Origin of the sequence: Pseudomonas syringae pv. cilantro (assembly GCF_001293775.1) — a bacterium.
GTDB lineage: Bacteria > Pseudomonadota > Gammaproteobacteria > Pseudomonadales > Pseudomonadaceae > Aquipseudomonas > Aquipseudomonas syringae_P.
In genome coordinates, this window is the sequence record NZ_LGLN01000084.1 from 4,425 (window position 1) to 5,845 (window position 1,421).

The following is a 1,421-nucleotide window of genomic DNA, read 5'->3' on the forward strand; positions in this document are numbered from 1 at the left end:
CTACCTTGAAAAACGCCGATACATCCGGCAAAAAGGTTCATATCATCCGGTTTCGACTCACACAAGACGAAATGGCCCAGTTTGATGACATGATCAAGCGGGCGGGCTGTTCTGTATCTGATTTCTTTAGGAAGCTGATCTTAAATCAACTCCCAGTATTTAGAGAGTTTACCGGGTTTAAGAGGAGAATTGTATTTATCGTTAATAAGGCGGGCAACAACATTTCTCAGTTGGCTTACATCGCAAAAGCGGCGAGTGATAGGGGGATCATCACCGACAGTGTGAGAGATAAATGGTATGAAACGCTGATGGTCATCGAATCGATTTTATTAGCGGGTATTGATCATGCTGATTAGAGTCAGTGGTTATAATACAGGGGCGCAGGAGTATTTAGAGCAAGGCAATAAATCAGGTCGAGAGTTTACGCGTGATGAATTGGATCATCGCTTGATCATTGAGGGGCAACTCAGTGTGACTCGGGCCATCTATGAAAGTACTCCTGATCATGGTCAGGGTCGCTATTTGACATTTACGCTAAGTTTCAAAGAAGACACGGTTCCACCTGAGTTGCTTAAAGCAGTGACGACCGACTTTAAGAATTTTTTCATGCATGCGTACAAGCCTGAAGAATTTAATCTGTATGCCGAAGCGCATTTGCCCAAAATGAAGACTGTCACTGACAGGAAAACTGGTGAGGTGATCGACCGCAAACCCCATATCCATATTATTATCCCGCGTATCAACCTGCTGAGCGGCAACGAGGCCAATCCGGTCGATGTTTATAAGAATCATGAGAAGTACTTTGAAGCTTTTCAGGAGCACATTAATCAGAAGTATGGTCTGTCTTCACCGCGTGAGAATGTCCGTGCGGACATCACCGACGCGGCCAGTGTCCTGTCTCGTTACAAGGGCGATGACTTCTACGGTAAGAATCGGGAGTTCAAGCAAGATTTGGTCAAGCAGATAATTGAACGTGGTGTGACTACACGGGCTGACTTTTATGCCTTGGTAGCTGAACACGGTGAGACACGCATCCGTAACGAAGGTAAGGACACTGAATATATTTCGGTCAAGTTACCTGGTGACGCAAAGGGCACGAATCTGAAAGACACCATCTTTCAGGATGACTTCATTGTCAGGCGTGAACTGAAGAAACCACCGCTTGAAGCCAGTGTGATTCAGGAACGCTTGCTCGCCTGGCCACAGCGCGCAAAGGAAATTAAGTACGTCAACAAGGCCACCCCCAAGTTTCGCAAAGCCTATTCCGAAGCCTCCCCTGAAGATCGTGTTCGACTGCTGGCCGAGCGCGAAGCTAGGTTCTATCAAACTTATGGAGAACACAATGACAACGTACACACCGGGCAACGACAGAGAGATCACCAGCGAAGTCCTGCTGAAACTGCAGGGCGACGCACTGCCGC

1 protein-coding gene and 1 pseudogene are annotated in these 1,421 nt (G+C 47.3%); both read left to right on the top strand.

All coding sequences use genetic code 11. The features are described from left to right. A partial coding sequence (locus ABJ99_RS23910) for a plasmid mobilization protein (RefSeq protein WP_412032789.1) occupies positions 1-356 on the top strand: 356 nt, incomplete at its 5' end. After that, positions 346-1,421 (top strand): annotated as a pseudogene (locus ABJ99_RS29985) (relaxase/mobilization nuclease domain-containing protein); the annotation flags it as partial. The gene ABJ99_RS23910 and the pseudogene ABJ99_RS29985, both read left to right, overlap by 11 nt.